The following is a 14,611-nucleotide window of genomic DNA, read 5'->3' as shown; positions in this document are numbered from 1 at the left end:
GTTTGATAAGTATTGGGCCCTTATTAATAAAAGCGAAGAGAGCAATTATGGCACGTACAGTATTTTGTCAAAAGTTACAAAAAGAAGCTGAAGGACTTGGTTTTCAACTTTACCCAGGTGAGCTTGGTGAAAAGGTTTTTAACAATATTTCAAAAGAAGCGTGGAGCCAATGGCAACATAAGCAAACGATGCTGATCAACGAAAAGCATCTAAATATGATGGATCCAGAACATCGCACGTTTTTAGAAGAGCAAATGGTTGGCTTTTTGTTTGAAGGCAAAGATGTTGAAATTGAAGGTTACAAGCCACCAGAAAGCTAATAGGCATAAATATAGTAAAAAAAGGGCTGTTCAGCCCTTTTTTAATATGTGTAGATTTCTTTACTTAACCTGAGATCTGCTTAAGCGATAACTAATGCATTGCGCTCTACATCAGTTAAATTAAGGTGTGGTTTATTTTCTTTCAAGCAATAAGCCACCAATCCAGCGACTAAATTTAACATAAAGCCGTTCATACTCCGATGTCTCGAATGTTCAATGAAGGATATATTCTTGAGTTGGTCATTAATTGTTTCAATTATAAAGCGCTTTGAAAGCATCGCTCTATCCCATAGTGACATCGCTTTTGCCTTCATGTTTTTGCGAACCGTCGTAATGAGCTTTACCCCTTTATCGAGTAAATCGGCTTCTAAAGCTTTACTTAAATACCCTTTGTCACCATATAATTTATCCGTCAGACAGCTCGCTAATTCACGCACTGGCTGTGTATCATGCACATTACCTGTTGTCACCTTTGCAGCAACAATTTCACCGTGATGATTAACAATTAAATGCAACTTGAAGCCATAAAACCAACCCATTGTTCCTTTGCCTCGCTGGGCTATTCCATCAAAGGTTTTGTGCCTGGGTATACGAATGTTATGGCATACCTTAATACATGTAGAATCAATGAATTCAACACCTGTAGGCTTTCCTTTAAGCGAAGTGAAATAGGCGCACATCGGCACAAGTACCCTCGGCATAACGGCTAAAAATCGGGTATAACTGAGCAAGTTAGGAAATTCACTTTTGTACATAAGTGAAACATAACCAAGATAGTAATTTTTAAAATCACGGTGATGCGACATATGGAAACTGATGACAATAGTCATAATTTCACTGGTCGTCATACGTCCTGCTCGCTGACGTTTTTGGGTACCATCTTCGAGTAATTGTTGTTCCCATTGAGGTATAAATACTTTGCAAAAATCATCGAAATCGCAAAACAATTCAACTAATTTAATCATACCTGTTCCTTGTCTATCCAATCGTTCTTGGTCGAAAGATCGGATCTCGGAACAGGCATTTAGTTCAATTTCTTAAACGAGATTCAGGTTACTTAAAAAAGTTCATCTTCCACAGGTGCTTTTTTCACCTGCTCTTTTAGGTATTGCGCTACTTTTGAGTATTCAATTTCAAGGCTATCGCGGTGCTCAATAAGCTCATCACTGGTTAAACATTCAGCTTTACAGTGCTTTTCAAACTCTGCAGCAAGTTCAGCAACCTTTTCAGCACCTATTGTTTTAGAGATCGACTTTAATTGATGACAGGCATCAGTAATTTTTTGGTTATCTGAAGCTATAACGCCGGTATTTATTTCTTTGGTTAAATCATTACTTTGCTCTAAGTACATTTTAAAGAAACGGATCTGCTTGGCTTCATCTCCTTGAATATAGGTTGCAAGTACTTCTAAGTTAATAGGTGTCTTTGCTTTGACTGACTGAAAAGCGGGTGGTGTGGTCGCATCTTTATTACTCCATTTATCAAGCTTTTCTTCGAGTTTATTAAGCTCAACAGGTTTGGTGATAAAGTCATTAATACCGGCATTTAAGCAGTTTTCTTTTTCACCTTTTAACGCATTGGCTGTAATTGCAATTACATAGGGCTGAGCGTTTATAGCGTCGACGTCGAGTAATGCTGCTTGGTCGCGAATTTTTTCTATCATGTCGTAACCTGACATTTTAGGCATGTGTAAATCAGTTAATATTAATGGATAATGGCCATTTTTCCACATCTGTAAGCCTTGCTCACCGTTTTCAGCACGGCTAGCGCATTTTAATCCCAGACTCTAACAGGGTTGAGCGGTAATCATCGTCTAGCCCTGCCATTTTCTTTTTCCTCGCCATACTTGCTGACTTAGATGCATCTTGTTTAAAAAGCGCCATGGCTATCTTTCGCATTACATTAAACATTAATGGCCCTTGAAGTTTGCGTATTCTCGATTCATCTTCTCTGAAGTTCATATCAAGCATCCAATGCATGCTTTCAACCTGCCAGTGACTGCGTACTGCATTGAGTGCTTGCGCTGCATTTAAGTCTAATGAACTTATATACCAGCGTGTTTCAGTGGTATCCGACCCTGCCGACTTATCATGAACTTCAGCCCTGACCTTAATAATACTCGTTAAGCCAGGCCAACGATAATCCTTGCCTAGCCAGCTTTTATCTATAAGTAACTGCTGGCATGTACGTGTTTCAACACGCCCATGTCCTGAGCTTATTTCGGTATGTTCATCACAATTATGCTTAGTTAACCTTTCACGCTCGCACTTGTGCCACCACGCTTCTAGTTCCTTTTGCATGCCTGAATGATTACCTTTAAGTGCAAGAATATAATCTGCTTTTTGTTGGATGATTTGTTTTGCTATTTCTTGTTGGCATCCCATCGCATCTAACGTAATGATACTGTTTTCAATATCGAGCAGGGTGAGTAATTCTGGTATTGCGGTGATTTCATTTGTTTTATTATCAACAGCCGTCTGCCCAAGCACTAACTGGTGTTGGCAACTCCATGCACTGACCGTGTGTAAGGCACTTTTTCTGTCTTTTGTGGTAAATGAACGCCGTGCGGTTTTGCCATCGATAGCGATGATATCTGCACCTGTAGTTTCAATCAGTGATGATATCCAAGATTGAAATGCCCTTTCTATTTCATTTGCTTTTAACCGACACATGACGCGAGCAATCGTGTCATGTTTTGGAATTCCTGCGTTGAACGTGCCGTATTTTTTTAACCAATCAAGCTTTAGGTGCCCAAAGTCTTCAATATCTTCCCATCCTTCTGCACCAGAGAGTACAGCGCTAATAGCAAGGAGAAGAATATCGATAAGTTCATGCTTTTTACAACGTTCAATGCGAGGATCTGTAATTGAATTAAAATGTTTCAGAAAAGTAGTGCTCATATTTATGCGACCAAGTAATTATTATGCCTTGATCTGATCACTACTTGCTCTATAAGTTCAATTTATAATGATCTTGCCGTGCCGTTTTCAGCAACTTCAACACCATAGCCTAGTAAATGAAGTTGATCGGTTAGGACCTGCTGATTTAATAAGTTATCTTCAACTAATAAAATTAATTTGTTTTCTTTGCGCGCTTGCTCAACACTTAAAAAGTTATTTAAGCTACGTACGGGTTTTATTTCTTTTGGCGTGTGGAGTCCCGCTGCAACTAGCAATGACATCATGAAATTAGACTTGCATAGTGGTGAGGCATTGAGGTAAAAAATGTTCTTATGATTAATGCCGGCCTCATTTAAAGTGCTCAACACTATCGCCTGCTGTTGATTATCTTCTAATGTGTACAGTAACTGTCTTAAAAGTGCGTTTACTTCGTCTATTTCGTCAATACCATCTAGGACCCAGATAATCTCTTTGTTATCTTGATGTGCTTGCGCTTGAGTTGCGTTTTGCACTACGATTTTTTTTGCTCCCATAAAGGAAAGGTAGCGCATTAGTAGGTTTCTACGTTCTTCATCATTTGTGACAATAACAACGCGATGGTTTTTTAGGGTGTTTTTGTGTGCGTATTTAATGGCGTTTTCAGTGCTAAAAGGCAATTCAACAATAAACTCACTACCAATGCCAATGTCACTGCTAACGGTGATTGAGCCAAGCATTAACTCAGTTAAACTCTTACAGATAGAAAGCCCAAGCCCTGTCCCCCCATATTCGCGGGTAATAGCTCCTTCAGCTTGAATAAATGGGTTAAATATTTCTCCTAGCTGCTTTTGGCTCATACCTTTACCGTTATCGGTTACTGCAAAGCGAAGCGTAAAATGATCGGCTGTATTTTGTGCTACTTCAACACTGATACGAACATGGCCTCGGCGATTCTCATCCGTACTGGTAAATTTTATAGCGTTACTGCATAAGTTATAAAGTACTTGGCGTACTCGTACAGTGTCACCAATTAAATTCACTGGAATATCAGGAGCGATAGCAAGTTCAAGTTCTAGTTGGCGTTTTTTTGCAATTGATGAAAGTACGCGAGCTACCTCTTCAACGGTATCGGATACTGAAAAAGGAGTAGGATCAATGTTGAGTTTACCGGCCTCAATTTTAGAAAAATCTAAAATATCATCGAGTATGCCTAATAATGAAAACGCCGACTCTCTTATAATTGTGCTGAGTCTGTGTTGTGCACCAGTGAGCTCTGTTTGGCGTAATAAATCAATGGTGCCAATCACGCCATTCATAGGAGTGCGGATTTCATGGCTCATGGTCGCTAAAAAGGTCGTTTTAGCTTCGCTGGCTTGTTCAGCGCGTGAAGTGGCTCTTTCAAGCTCCATTGTACGGTTTTGTACTTCGTTTTCTAAGTTACTTTGCAGCGTTTGTAAATCGTGCTGCGCTGCATTATTACTATCATCAGCGGCTTTAATTTTATTCAATAATTGATTAATGTTTTTAGCGACTATTTCTAAGCCAATATCAAGGCGTTCATCGACACTTTTTGAGTAGTCGCCAGCTGCTGTAATGTTAGCAAGTTGTGAGGCGAGCAGATTACTTGATTCACGCGTTCGAGTATTAATGAAAGCATTAAAGGGCAGTGCTAATAAAATTAAGCACATCAAAGCAGCACCAGCAATAATATAGCTAAGAATAGCAGAGTTACTTGTTGTTTCTTGTGTTATGGGAGCGTGCGTTTGACTTACAATTAACTCTCCAACAGGTTGGTCGTTCAAACGAAGTACATGATGAATTTGTGTGTTGTTATTTAGTGCTTGATCAATTTTTGAAGCTGCAACTTCTTCATCAGCATTACTAAAGAGTAGTTCGGTTTTATCACTTAAAGAGTATCTATAAAGGTGGTAACTGATATTCTCATCAAACATTAAAGCCAACTCAAGAATTTGTTTAGTATTGTTCTGACCGTCTTGAGTGAGCGACTTAACTAAAGGGCCGTCGAGCTGCTTTACTAATTTTTGAAGTTGAATTGGTGTTTTCTTTGGCTGAGCTATAGTGTTCTTAGTTGGGTAAAAGGAATAAGCAATGATAGCGAGTGAGGTTATCGCTATATTTATAACTAAAAATAGCGGTAGCAAGCCTTTTACAGGAGATGCAAATTTACTCGACATTGACTGTTATCCGATTAATTAATGTTCTAAGACAAATTGTTATTTGATTATTAAATCAATCCTACCACTTACACGAAATAATTCACTACGTTTTTGTGTTCAAAGCAGACACAGTGTACTTGTTATCTACATGAAAGCAGGCTAAATTGTGGTATAAATAATCAAACTGTATAAAACTTTAACCGAGTTGGTGGAAAACTGTGCAAACAGTTGTGGGCGATTAAAAAAAAGTTGACTTGCAGGGGCAAAACCCGTTTAATACGCCGCACGCCCAGATAGCTTAGCCGGTACCCGACTTTGCATATGGACAAATTTATTCAGTGTTAGTGTATTAAATTAAGCAATTTATACATTAATACGCGTGCCTTAGCACACAGTTTAGTGTGCCGACTTAGCTCAGCTGGTAGAGCAACTGACTTGTAATCAGTAGGTCAACCGTTCGACTCGGTTAGTCGGCACCATTTATTTAAAGTTAAATGTAAGTTTGTTACAGTTAACTTGCACAGTTTAATGTGCCTCGATAGCTCAGTCGGTAGAGCAGAGGATTGAAAATCCTCGTGTCCCTGGTTCGATTCCGGGTCGAGGCACCATTTATTTAAAGTTAAATGTAAGTTTGTTACAGTTAACTTGCACAGTTTAATGTGCCTCGATAGCTCAGTCGGTAGAGCAGAGGATTGAAAATCCTCGTGTCCCTGGTTCGATTCCGGGTCGAGGCACCATTTATTTAAAGTTAAATGTAAGTTTGTTACAGTTAACTTGCACAGTTTAATGTGCCTCGATAGCTCAGTCGGTAGAGCAGAGGATTGAAAATCCTCGTGTCCCTGGTTCGATTCCGGGTCGAGGCACCATTTATTAGAAGTCATCAATTTTAAAATTGGTGAAGTGCCTTAAATGCACACAGTTTAGTGTGCCGACTTAGCTCAGCTGGTAGAGCAACTGACTTGTAATCAGTAGGTCAACCGTTCGACTCGGTTAGTCGGCACCATTTGTTTATATAGCTAAGAAGAGTAACTAATTGTGATAAGTAACATATTAAAGTTATATGTTCGACTTAATTAGTTGACAGAAATATATTTAAAGCCTCGCATTTGCGAGGCTTTTTTTATTGTGTAATTCAATAATCTCCCCACTCTAAGACCGACTAAAGTCGAGAGAAAATATTTTTCATTGGCAATGTAATGTTATGTAAATTCAGTTGAGTTAAGTTATTTTTACTGCTTGAATTACAATCATAAATTTATGTCTTTCAGGTTCTTATATGGTTTCCTATAGTAAGCTGTGCTTCTTTATTTCAAGTACACTTTTACTGAGTGCGTGTAGTAGTGGGATCAACTCTCAGCAACGTGACCAAAATCTTGAAAATACACCTGCTAACTGGCAACAAATTGCTCAGACTCAAGTAGGTAAAGTTGAAGATAACTGGCTCCAGCAGATTAATAATCCACAAGTTACTGCATTAGTTGATAAGGCGTTAAAAAATAATCAACAGCTGTTACAACAAAGCTATAGTGTTGAAATAAAACGCCAAGAATTAGTTGCTACTGGTGCTGCACTTTGGCCTAGTCTGGATTTATCCGCTGATACAAGCCGAAGTAAAGATAACCGTCCTGTAAGTTACGGTAATGCAAGCTCTGTTGGTATAGAGTTGGGCTATGAAATTGATTTATGGGGCAAGTTATCCGATGCTGAGCGACAAGCTAATTTAGTGTATTTGGCTGAGCAAGCAAGTTTCGAGCAGGCTAAACAACAACTTGTTGCTGACGTGGTTAGTGCTTGGTTTGATGTCATTACCGCAAATAAATTACTTAAATTGTATCAACAGCGCGCCGAAATTGCTGAGCAAAACCTAGCAATAATAGAAGCCGGTTATCGTCAGGGCTTAAACGAAGCGTTAGACGTTTATCTTACGCGTAACGAACTTAATACTCAGCGCTCAAGTATTGCGGCTCAAAAGGCGGTACTTACCCAAGCAACGCGAACCTTAGAACGACTTGCAGGGGGCTACCCTGAAGGTGCATTAATAGTAAACGCCGATTTACCTTTGTTAGACAAATCGATCCCTTTAGGCCTTCCTTCTGAACTAGTGACCCGCAAACCAAGCTTAAAAGCAAGTTGGTATCAGCTATTAAGTACAGATGCAGGGCTTGCGTATGCCCACAAGCAACGATTTCCCAGTTTAAATCTCAGCGCAGAGTTAGGCGATAATACAGATAGAGTGAGCGACTTATTTTCACCTTCAAGTCTTGCTTGGTCATTGATTGGTAGGATATCAATGCCATTGATAGATGGTGGTCGCTTAGCTGCAAATGAAGAATCGGCACGCTTACTGGTTAAAAGCCAGGAACAAGCTTATTTAGAAAGTCTTTATGATGCCTTTAATGATGTTGAAACTGCAATAACACGAGAAGAGTCCTTAAAAGAACGTTATCAAGCTACACTTGAAGCACAAGCCAACGCCTTAGCCGCGGAGCAATTGTCGTTTGAGCAATATCAAAGTGGTTTAGTCACCTATACCACGGTACTGGATGCACAAGATCGTTCCTTCGATGCGCAAAGTTCAGTTATTGAAATAAAAAACCAATTAATAATAAACCGTATTAATTTACACATTGCCCTTGGTGGCGATTTTTCACAGCCACAAGATGCAGAGTCAACACTATGAATAATAAAACTAAAAAGATACTTATTCCGTGTGTAATCATAATTGCCACAGCATTGATTATATTTTTTATTAAACAAAATCCACCAGAGACGAGCCGTTTTGGTGGTGCCCCAAAAGCACAAATTAGTGTTGCTGTTAAAAAATTAGAGCCGGTTCTTTATCAAGTCATGATAGATAGCTTTGGTACTGTTAAGCCACGAACGCAAAGTGCGTTGGCATCCCAAGCGTCAGGACAAATTATTGAGGTAAGTGAACAATTTCGTGAGGGTGGTTTTTTTAAAAAAGGCGATGTGTTGTTACAGCTTGACGATAGAGACCATCGTGCAGAAGTAAAAGCAGCTCAAGCCGCGCTATTAACTGCTAAGCAAGGTTTGCAAGAAGAACAGGCCCGTGGTCGTCAAGCAATCGTTGACTGGGAACGCTTGGGTAATGGTGAGCAAGCCAGTAATTTAGTTTTGCGTGAACCACAGTTAGCTGCAGCGCAAGCTGAGGTATTATCAGCTCAAGCACTATTAGAAAAAGCAGAGTTAGACTTAGAGCGAACAAAAATTGTTGCCCCATACGCGGGCCGTGTTTTAAGCCGCAGTGTGGATTTAGGGCAAGTTGTTACTGACAATACCGAATTAGCGATTATCTATGCCGTTGATAGTGTTGAGATACGCCTACCAATTAAAAATAAAGATTTACCTTTTATGAATTTACCTGAGCAATATCGTGATGCAACAGCTGATAACAATGGCTCGTTAGTAGAGTTTAGCTCTGACTTAGTCGGTGAGCAAAAATGGTTAGGTAAAATAATAAGAACAGAAGGCGCTATTGATGAAGGTGCTCAGCAGCTTTATGTTGTTGCACAAATTAACGACCCATACAAAGCGACAGATACAAATCAGTACCCAATTAAAATTGGTCAATATATTAAAGCTAAAATTACAGCAAAGCGTGTAGAAAACGCTTTAATAATCCCTAACAGTGCTATTTACCAAGGTACCTATGTATATATTGTGGAACAAGGGATCCTTAAACGTAAGAATGTAAAACTGGCATGGCAAAATGCAGCACAAGGGATTGTTGCCGAAGGTTTAGCAGCCAATGATAAGCTAGTTCTAACACCACTTGGACAAGTAAGCTCTGGAACAAAAGTTAAAGTATTAGGTGAGTCAGACTCTGAAGCTGATAGACCTCCACGTAAAAAGCCTTCACGAGAACAACTTGAAGCAATGGCAAAAGAGCAGGGTATTACTGTAGAAGAGCTGATGAAAAAGCACCGTGAGAATAAAAAACCAAAGGGAGATAAGCAATGATTGCTTGGTTTACAAAAAACCATGTTGCAGCAAATTTATTGCTGATCAGCATTGTGCTTTCAGGGTTGTTTAGCTTGAGTACACAGATACCACTTGAAGTTTTTCCTTCATTTGAGGTAGACCGAATTAGTGTGAGTGTTTCTTTACCTGGTTCAACACCTGAAGATGTAGAGCAAGGTGTGAGCATTCGAATTGAAGAGGCGGTACAAGATCTTGAGGGCATAAAAGAGATTTCAAGTAGTTCTTCTGAAGGTGCAGCCTCGGTGATAATTGAAGTGGAAAGTGGCTACGACCCTAGAGAGCTGCTGGCTGATATAAAAAGCCGAGTCGATGCTATTAATACCTTTCCGGCTGATGCTGAAAACCCTGTAGTTGCTTTAGCCGAACGTACCCGTGAAGTAATCGCCGTTACTGTTGCCAGTGATTATGGTGAAAAAGAAACCCTAGAATATGCCGAGCATGTTCGTGATGATTTATTACGCTTAGATGATGTTACCCAAATTGAACTCAGTGGTGTACGTGATTACGAAATAGCCATTGAAGTGAGTCAGGATGTGTTGCGTCAATATAGCTTATCATTAAGTGATATCTCTAGTGCTATTGGAAAATCAAGCTCTGATATTTCGGCAGGTAACTTAAAAACGGATGGAGGCGATGTCCTTATTCGCTCTAAAGGGCAAGCGTACCGTAAAGATGAGTTTGCTCAAATAGTTGTTAAGCGCCAAAGTGACGGGACCATAATTCGCCTTGGCGATATTGCTAATATTAGCGATGATTTTGAAGAAACACCAGTACGTACTCGATTTAATGGTAAGCAAGCGGCTTTTTTAGATGTTTATCGTATTGGTCCGCAAAGTGCGATTACGGTAGCCGATAAAGTTAAAGAGTATATTCATGAGCAACAAGCAAGTTTACCTCAAGGATTTGAGCTTAGTTATTGGGATGACAATTCTGAAGTAGTAAAAAGCAGAATCGCAACACTGACCACCAATGCCATGCAGGGGGGAATTTTAGTTCTTGCTTTATTAACCCTGTTTTTAAGACCAGCCATCGCGTTTTGGGTATTTATAGGTATTCCTGTTTCATTTATGGGTGCGTTTTTAGCGATGCCATTATTTGGTGTTACGTTAAATATTATGAGCTTGTTTGGCTTTATTTTGGTACTGGGGATTGTGGTAGATGACGCCATTGTCACCGGGGAAAATGTTTACACGCATTTAAAGACCGCAGAGTCGGGTGAACAAGCCGCAATTCGTGGGACACAAGAAGTTGCGACTCCCGTTACATTTGGTGTTTTAACCACGGTTGCAGCATTTTTACCTTTAGCCTTTATAGAAGGTAACCGGGGGGCATTATTTGCACAAATTCCGGTGGTCGTTATTCCGGTACTGTTATTTTCGTTGATTGAATCAAAATTTGTATTACCGGCGCACTTAAAGTATATAAAACTACGTAATCAAAAAGCTGAGCCGTCAAAGCTTGAAAAATTCCAACAACGTTTTGCGGATGGTTTTGAGCACGCCATTTTAAAATATTATCAACCATTACTCAGTTTAGCTTTACGCCATAAAATGGCCACAGTAAGTTTATTTATTGGCATATTTTTAATTATTTTAACGATGATCACTAGTGGCTGGACTAAGTTTATTTTCTTCCCGCGTATCCCAAGTGAAACAATACGGGTGAGTTTAACCTTACCAACGGGAACGCCTTTTGAGGTAACCAATAAGTATGTAATTGATATGGCCGAAAAAGCCCGTGTTTTAGAGGAAAAGTACCGTGATCCCGATACAGGTGAAAGCATAATAGAAAATATTTTAGCCAGTACCGGTGGCCGTGGTGGAGTATCAAACTCGGGGAGTATCCGGGTTGAAATTACCCCTGCTGAAGAGCGCGATACAGATATTGGCTCGCGAGAGCTTTCTAGCGAGTTACGTGATTTGATTGGGGTCATTCCTGGTGCTGAAAGCTTAACTTTTAGAGCTGAAATTGGCCGCAGTTCAGACCCAATAGATGTACGATTGTCGGCCAGTTCTATTTCGACATTACAAGAGGTCGCAGAGCATGTTAAGGCCCGTTTAACGACTTATCCTACTGTATTTGATATCGCTGATAGTATGTCTGATGGTAAAGAAGAGTTGCAAATAGAGCTGACTGAGCAAGGTTTAGCACTTGGCTTGAACCGAGTTGATGTTACTCAGCAAGTTCGTAGCTCTTTTTATGGTTCACAGGCGCAGCGTATTCAACGTGGACGAGATGATGTACGAGTAATGGTGCGCTTACCTATTGAAGAGCGTCGTTCGGTGGCTGATCTTAAAGATATTTTAATTAATACGCCAGATGGCGGGGTTGTGCCATTATCGCACATTGCCACGCTAGTTCCCGGACAGAGTCCGTCTACTATTAAGCGTATTGATAGGTTTCGTACTTTAAATGTCACGGCAGATATCGAAAAAGCAAACACCAACATGACAATACTCCAAGCGGACTTAGGTGCTTATTTAGATGAGTTAGTTCAGCAGTATCCTGGGGTCACTTATTCATTAGAAGGTGAAGCTCGAGAGCAAAGAGAGTCGTTTGGTTCATTAGCGTGGGCGTTGTTATTTGTATTTTTTATTATTTATGCTCTTTTAGCCATTCCACTTAAGTCATACTTACAACCAATTATTGTTATGAGTGTTATCCCATTTGGCATGATTGGTGCGGTAATGGGGCATTGGGTGATGGGGATGGAGTTAACTATAATGAGCTTACTCGGGATGCTAGCATTAATAGGTGTGGTGGTTAATGACTCACTTGTACTGGTTGATTTTATAAATAAAAAGCGCAGTGAAGGTGCAGATTTACTTGAAGCGGTAAAAGCTGCGGGCGCATCTCGTTTCCGCCCTGTTATGTTAACCAGTATCACCACGTTTATTGGCTTGATGCCGTTACTATTTGAAAAAGCCACACAAGCTCAGTTCTTAATTCCTATGGCTGTAAGCTTAGGCTTTGGTATTATTTTCGCTACATTTATTACTTTATTATTAATCCCGGTTAATTATCTACTAGTAGAAAAGATATATGGGCAGGGCAAATAAACTTTTCTTAAATGGCAATAAACCCAAGTGAAATTTATCTTACTTGGGTTTATTGCCATTTAATTTTAGGTGCTAAATATTTATGAAAACAACGACAACACACACCAATCAAAAATCGCTTTATATATTAAAAGTAGCATTTGCTTGGCTGTTACTTAGTAGCTCATCAGTGTTTGCTAACATGAGCCCAGTTGGGCTTTGGAAAACGATTGATGAAGAAACTAGCGAAGCTAAGTCATATGTTCGAATAATAGAGCAAGACGGAAAATTGTTTGGAACCATTGAAAAGATTCTTAACCCTGATAAACAAAGTGCTGTATGCAGTGAGTGTGAAGGTGCAAAAAAAGATAAAGCCATTTTAGGTATGACCATTATTAATGGTGTTGTTGATAATGGCGATGGTCATTGGCAAGATGGGGAAATTCTAGATCCTAACAACGGCAAAACTTACACCGTGCGCTTAACACCACAAAACGAGGGAAGTACCTTAGAAGTACGTGGATATATTGTGTTTTTTTATCGCAACCAATATTGGCAACGCATTGAATAGCTAACTAGCATTAGGCGCTATTAAAAGCGCCTAATGGCTTAATTACAAGCTATCACTGTATTCAGTCATGACTTGTTCAACCCATGTTGCAATACGCTCATCACTCAACTCATATTGACTATCTTCATCAAGTGCTAGGCCAACGAAATGTTGGGAGTCGGCAGTTAATGCTTTTGAGGCTTCAAACTCATAACTTGAATCATTAGGCCATAAACCTAATAAAGTAAATTGCTGATCTTTTATTTCATCATGCAAAATGCCTAAAGCATCTTGAAACCATTGACCGTATCCTTGTTGGTCGCCCATGCCAAAAAGCGCAATTGTTTTGCCATTTAAGTTTACGTCTTTAATATCATCCCAAATAGATTCCCAATCTTCTTGGAGTTCACCAAAGTCCCAAGTAGAGATGCCAAAGATAATAAAATCGAACTGCTCTGCATTTTTTAATGGCTCATCTTTGATATTATGAAGGCTCACAACATCAGAGCCAATAATATCGCGGATTTTTTCTGCCGCTATTTCTGTATAACAAGTGGTAGAACCATAAAATAAACCAATCTGCATCGTATTTATCACTGTGTATTTGCCTGATATGATAGGCTTAAGTTTACCGTAAGGTATTATTAATTGATACCTTGAAAAAGATGAGAGTGCCAGTGGCAACGTTACCCCAAGACCTAGATGAACCTGCGCAGATTATACATGTGAGCAATGAACAATATTTAGAAAGTTTTTTAGATAACCTGTATTTAGAGCAACATGTTAGTGATAACACACTATCAGCATACCGTAGTGATTTAGATAAATTCAGTCAGTTTATTAAAAAAGATTTACTCAGTGCCAAAGCGCAAGATATACAAAGCTACCTAGCTTACCGGGTTGATCTAGGCCTAAAGCCGCGCAGTACTGCACGAAGTATGAGCGCTTTAAAGCGCTTTTATCAGTATTTTATTCGTCAGAAGCAACTAATAGACTCGCCGATGATTAATATTGCTCAGCCAAAAGCAGGACAGTCTTTACCTAAAACACTCTCAGAGAGTGAGGTCGAGGCATTATTAAATGCTCCCAATACACAAGAGCCTATGGGACTGCGCGACAAAGCGATGTTAGAGCTTCTTTATGCCACAGGTTTGCGTGTCAGTGAGCTTGTAGGGCTTAGGATGGAACAAATAAACCTGCGCCAAGGTGTGGTATTTGTTAAAGGTAAAGGTAATAAAGAGCGTTTGGTCCCCCTTGGCGAAGAGTCTATGCATTGGCTTGAACTGTTTTTAAAAACCGGCCGCGCAGAAATGATAAAGCATGCAACAGATTTTGTGTTTCCCTCTAAGCGGGGCGTCGGTATGACCCGACAAACCTTTTGGCATCGTATTAAACACTATGCTATTTTGGCACAAGTGGAATCGCCTTTATCGCCGCATACATTGCGTCATGCGTTTGCAACACATTTACTTAATCATGGTGCTGACCTTCGAGTCGTACAGATGATGTTAGGGCATAGCGACTTATCGACCACACAAATTTATACCCATGTGGCTAATGAACGATTAAAATCAGTACATCAGCAACATCATCCGCGCGCTTAAAGAATTTTTCTGACTTGAGCGGTCTCAGTAGTTAAAAAATA

The 14,611-nt window shown here is 39.7% G+C and carries 9 protein-coding genes, 5 tRNA genes and 2 pseudogenes; 11 read left to right on the top strand and 5 right to left on the bottom strand.

What is annotated here, in order from left to right; translation table 11 throughout:
• Positions 1-47: 47 nt before the first annotated feature.
• Entirely contained in the window at positions 48-320 is a 273-nt protein-coding gene (locus ACT3S9_RS11530) for an oxidative damage protection protein (RefSeq protein WP_441834616.1), read from the top strand.
• Between the two features lie 80 nt (positions 321-400).
• On the opposite strand, the gene ACT3S9_RS11525 is transcribed toward ACT3S9_RS11530, so the two are convergent.
• The 4 genes and pseudogenes from ACT3S9_RS11525 to ACT3S9_RS11510 all read right to left on the bottom strand — a co-directional run.
• Positions 401-1,285 carry an IS982 family transposase gene (locus tag ACT3S9_RS11525; protein ID WP_444750949.1) on the bottom strand — a complete coding sequence of 295 codons (885 nt, stop codon included), beginning with the start codon at positions 1,283-1,285 and terminating at the stop codon, positions 401-403.
• A gap of 92 nt (positions 1,286-1,377) precedes the next feature.
• Positions 1,378-2,079 (bottom strand): annotated as a pseudogene (locus ACT3S9_RS11520) (response regulator); the annotation flags it as partial.
• 4 nt (positions 2,080-2,083) lie between these two features.
• The gene (locus ACT3S9_RS11515) at positions 2,084-3,220 is read right to left on the bottom strand and encodes an ISAs1 family transposase (protein ID WP_008466968.1); all 1,137 of its coding nucleotides are present in this window, start codon (positions 3,218-3,220) and stop codon (positions 2,084-2,086) included.
• Between the two features lie 80 nt (positions 3,221-3,300).
• Positions 3,301-5,394: pseudogene (locus ACT3S9_RS11510) on the bottom strand (ATP-binding protein); the annotation flags it as partial.
• 385 nt (positions 5,395-5,779) lie between these two features.
• On the opposite strand from ACT3S9_RS11510, the gene ACT3S9_RS11505 reads away from it, so the two are divergent.
• The 9 genes from ACT3S9_RS11505 to ACT3S9_RS11465 all read left to right on the top strand — a co-directional run bounded on the left by ACT3S9_RS11505 (position 5,780) and on the right by ACT3S9_RS11465 (position 12,987).
• Positions 5,780-5,855: transfer RNA gene (locus ACT3S9_RS11505), tRNA-Thr, on the top strand.
• A 53-nt stretch (positions 5,856-5,908) separates the two neighbouring features.
• Positions 5,909-5,984 (top strand) — tRNA-Phe (locus ACT3S9_RS11500).
• A 53-nt stretch (positions 5,985-6,037) separates the two neighbouring features.
• A tRNA-Phe gene (locus ACT3S9_RS11495) sits at positions 6,038-6,113 on the top strand.
• A gap of 53 nt (positions 6,114-6,166) precedes the next feature.
• A tRNA-Phe gene (locus ACT3S9_RS11490) sits at positions 6,167-6,242 on the top strand.
• A gap of 61 nt (positions 6,243-6,303) precedes the next feature.
• Positions 6,304-6,379: transfer RNA gene (locus tag ACT3S9_RS11485), tRNA-Thr, on the top strand.
• Between the two features lie 273 nt (positions 6,380-6,652).
• Positions 6,653-8,056: a TolC family protein gene (locus tag ACT3S9_RS11480; protein WP_441835621.1), complete on the top strand. Its 1,404-nt coding sequence runs from the start codon at positions 6,653-6,655 to the stop codon at positions 8,054-8,056.
• Positions 8,053-9,357, top strand: a complete 1,305-nt coding sequence (locus ACT3S9_RS11475) for an efflux RND transporter periplasmic adaptor subunit (protein ID WP_441835620.1) — start codon at positions 8,053-8,055, stop codon at positions 9,355-9,357. Before ACT3S9_RS11480 ends, ACT3S9_RS11475 begins: the two co-directional genes overlap by 4 nt.
• Entirely contained in the window at positions 9,354-12,437 is a 3,084-nt protein-coding gene (locus tag ACT3S9_RS11470; RefSeq protein WP_441835619.1) for an efflux RND transporter permease subunit, read from the top strand. Before ACT3S9_RS11475 ends, ACT3S9_RS11470 begins: the two co-directional genes overlap by 4 nt.
• Before the next feature lie 82 nt (positions 12,438-12,519).
• On the top strand, positions 12,520-12,987 hold the full coding sequence (locus ACT3S9_RS11465) for a DUF2147 domain-containing protein (RefSeq protein ID WP_441835618.1): 468 nt from the start codon (positions 12,520-12,522) through the stop codon (positions 12,985-12,987).
• A gap of 42 nt (positions 12,988-13,029) precedes the next feature.
• On the opposite strand, the gene fldB is transcribed toward ACT3S9_RS11465, so the two are convergent.
• Positions 13,030-13,551: a flavodoxin FldB gene (fldB, locus tag ACT3S9_RS11460; protein WP_441835622.1), complete on the bottom strand. Its 522-nt coding sequence runs from the start codon at positions 13,549-13,551 to the stop codon at positions 13,030-13,032.
• A 92-nt stretch (positions 13,552-13,643) separates the two neighbouring features.
• Between fldB and xerD the strand changes: the two genes are divergently transcribed.
• Entirely contained in the window at positions 13,644-14,570 is a 927-nt protein-coding gene (gene xerD, locus ACT3S9_RS11455) for a site-specific tyrosine recombinase XerD (RefSeq protein WP_441835617.1), read from the top strand.
• The last annotated feature ends 41 nt before the right edge of the window (positions 14,571-14,611 follow it).

The organism is Pseudoalteromonas sp. AOP31-A2-14, assembly GCF_052378035.1.
In the GTDB taxonomy this organism is placed as follows: domain Bacteria; phylum Pseudomonadota; class Gammaproteobacteria; order Enterobacterales; family Alteromonadaceae; genus Pseudoalteromonas.
Note: the sequence above shows the minus strand (reverse complement) of the source record. Positions and strands in the feature narration are given on the sequence as shown.